Source organism: Nocardia sp. NPDC004722, from assembly GCF_053601505.1.
The window spans coordinates 1-2,554 of record NZ_JBSGBY010000883.1 but is presented as its reverse complement, the minus strand read 5'-3'; the positions used below and the strand labels follow the sequence as shown (position 1 = coordinate 2,554).

General features: G+C 69.0%; 3 protein-coding genes and 1 pseudogene. 1 reads left to right on the top strand and 3 read right to left on the bottom strand.

Annotation, left to right across the window (positions count from 1 at the left end):
* Positions 1-217: pseudogene (locus ACWELQ_RS43475) on the top strand (hypothetical protein); the annotation flags it as partial.
* A 107-nt stretch (positions 218-324) separates the two neighbouring features.
* Here the strand turns inward: ACWELQ_RS43475 and ACWELQ_RS43470 are convergent.
* The 3 genes from ACWELQ_RS43470 to ACWELQ_RS43460 all read right to left on the bottom strand — a co-directional run.
* Positions 325-804, bottom strand: coding sequence for an N-acetyltransferase family protein (locus ACWELQ_RS43470; protein WP_452402814.1), 480 nt, complete (start codon positions 802-804; stop codon positions 325-327).
* The gene (locus ACWELQ_RS43465; protein WP_452402813.1) at positions 801-1,418 is read right to left on the bottom strand and encodes an acid phosphatase; all 618 of its coding nucleotides are present in this window, start codon (positions 1,416-1,418) and stop codon (positions 801-803) included. Before ACWELQ_RS43465 ends, ACWELQ_RS43470 begins: the two co-directional genes overlap by 4 nt.
* A gap of 34 nt (positions 1,419-1,452) precedes the next feature.
* Positions 1,453-2,554 (bottom strand): Rv3212 family protein (locus tag ACWELQ_RS43460; protein WP_452402812.1); only part of this gene is annotated, 1,102 nt, incomplete at its 5' end.

The following is a 2,554-nucleotide window of genomic DNA, read 5'->3' as shown; positions in this document are numbered from 1 at the left end:
CGCGGGCATCGGGCTGATGCGCGGCAAGCGGTGGGGGCGGGCGATCGCGACGCTGACGCAGCTGTTGCTGCTGGGTGTCGCGTACTTCATGTTCACGTCGGACCGGTTCGAATTCGGCGTGCCGCTGGGGCTGCTGGCGCTGGCCGCGCTGGGTTCGCTGTTCGCGCCCGCGTCGAATCGGTGGATGGCGGCGGGGTACGGGCTGCCGGAAGAGTAGGTCCGGCCGCAAAGGCGGCTCAGCGGCCCGCAGCCGGACTTTTGGACGCTCGCCCACTAGGGGTGAGCGAGCGCTTTCCTCGACGCGTCAGTCGTCCGCGTGCACTCTCAGTCGTCCGCGTGCGCTGCCAGCCGGGACAGGGCCGCACCCGTCAGCCGATAGCCGGTCCATTCGGACTGATGCTCGGCCCCGATGGACTCGTAGAAGTCGATGCTCGGGGTGTTCCAGGTGAGCACCGACCAGTCGACGCGGGCGTAACCCTGCTCGACCGCCTCGCGGGCCAGGGTCGCCAGCAGGCTCTTGCCCAGGCCGTGGCCGCGGGCCTCCGGCTTGACGTAGAGGTCCTCCAGGTAGACCCCGTGCACGCCCTTCCAGGTGGAGAAGTTCAGGAACCAGATCGCGCAGCCCACCACGCCCTGATCGGTCTCGGCCACGTGCGCGTACAGCGCGGGCTTCGGGCCGAACAGCGCGGTCTCGAGCTGGGATTCGGTGAGGGTGCACTCGTCGGGAGCCTTCTCGTACTCGGCCAGATCGTGGACGAGTCGCACCAGTGCCGGAATATCGGCGGGGGTGGCACGGCGGATCATTCGGCGGCCCCTTCCTGCGGGTCGAGTGGCGGAACCAGGTTGTGGGTGAGGATGGTTCGCGCCTGGTGGTCGTGTCCCAGCACGGTAACCGCGGCGGTGGACAGGAAGAAGCGGCGGCCTTCGATCACCTCGAATTCGCACCAGCGGGCGATGAGGACGCGGGAGAAGTGGCCGTGGCCGACCAGTACCACGTCGCGAGTGGCCAATTCGGGGATGACGGTCGCCAGCACGTGATCGGCGCGCTTGCGGACGTGATCGGCGGTCTCGCCCTCGGGGGTCTCGCCGGTGAAGATGGTCCAGCCCGGCGACATCTGCTGGATTTCGGGGGTGGTCAGGCCCTCGTACTCGCCGTAGTCCCATTCGACCAGGTCGTCGTCGATGATGGCGTTGCTCAGCCCGGCCAGTTCGGCGGTGTGCGTGGCGCGGCGACGCGGGCTGGTCAGCACCAGCGGATTGTGTAAATCCAAGTCGGACAGGAGTTTTCCGGCGGCCCGGGCCTGCGCCTCGCCGATCTCGGTGAGCGGCACGTCGGTGCGGCCGGTGTGGCGGCGCGCCGCCGACCACTCCGTCTCCCCGTGTCGCAGCAATATCAACCGGAACTCGCCACCGCTCATGCAAGCGATCATGCCGGACGTCCGGTCCGAAGTCTCAGGAGGCAGGGCCGCCGACGCCGTAGAGCCGGGTGCCGCGGCGCTCCAGGAAGGTCTGGCCCGACACCGCCAGCGAGATGGGCTGGCCGTGGTAGTCGCTGCGCTGCAACGGGATTCGGGAGATCTGTGCGCCGGTGTTGGGATCCAGGGTGGCCAGTCCGTCGGCGACGGGGACGATGAGCTGCCCCGCCATCAGCGCCGGGGTCCCGAGCACCTTCGCCGCACCCCACATCGGGTCGAGGGTGCTGGGGTTGAGCGCGACGAGATTCTCGCCGGTGAACACGAAATACCCGGTCGACAGCCGCGCGACCATGGCATCGCCGGTCATCGGACCCGAAAGCTGGTGGGTGGCGACCAGATTGCCGTTCACGTCGTAGAGCGTCAGCACCGGCGGGGTGGACGCGGTGCCGGGCAGGTAGAGCGCGATCCGGCTGTCGGACACCGCCAGCACCTTCGCCCCGTCCACCGCGCCGCCCGGCTCGTTGAGCACGTGCGAGCTGTATTCCTCCGGCGTCGTGCTGTCCTTGGGCGCGGGGTTGAGGATGGTCAGCCGGTCGGCCGCGTCCTTCGGGCAGCGTTCGAGCACCGCCACCCGGCTGGGCGCGGACTCGGCCGAGAGCAGCGTGCAGTCGCTGCGCGGCTGGGTGCGCGGATTGACCGGGGCGTCCACATAGCCGTATTCGAGGGTGCGGACCAGATCCGAACGCCACATCTCCATGCGGTTGTCGCCGAGGGCCAGCACATAGGTGCCGTCCGGCCACAACGTGAGCGCCTTGTCCATGTAGCTGGACCGTGCCGCCACCCGGGTGCCGGTCTCGGCATTGAGCAGCGTGGTCTGACTGCACCCGCGATCGTCCTTGTAGGTGGCGATGACGGTCCCGAACTGGACTTCCGCCTTGCACAACGGAATATCCCGCTCGTACTTCCAGACCTGTTCACCGGTGCGCGGATTGCGCCCGGTCACGGTGCCGCCGTCGGCGCTCACCGCCACCCCGCCCACCACGAGCGACCGCATGGCCTGCGCATCAGGCTGATTCCAGAGTTCCTGCACCTGGCTGGGCACCGGCCCGCCCGTCGCGGGCGCGGGCAGATCAACCGTC

Bases quoted from the DNA above. Each gene is read 5' to 3' on its own strand.
- ACWELQ_RS43470 (WP_452402814.1), bottom strand. From the start codon at position 804: ATGATCCGCCGTGCCACCCCCGCCGATATTCCGGCACTGGTGCGACTC.
- ACWELQ_RS43465 (WP_452402813.1), bottom strand. From the start codon at position 1,418: ATGAGCGGTGGCGAGTTCCGGTTGATATTGCTGCGACACGGGGAGACG.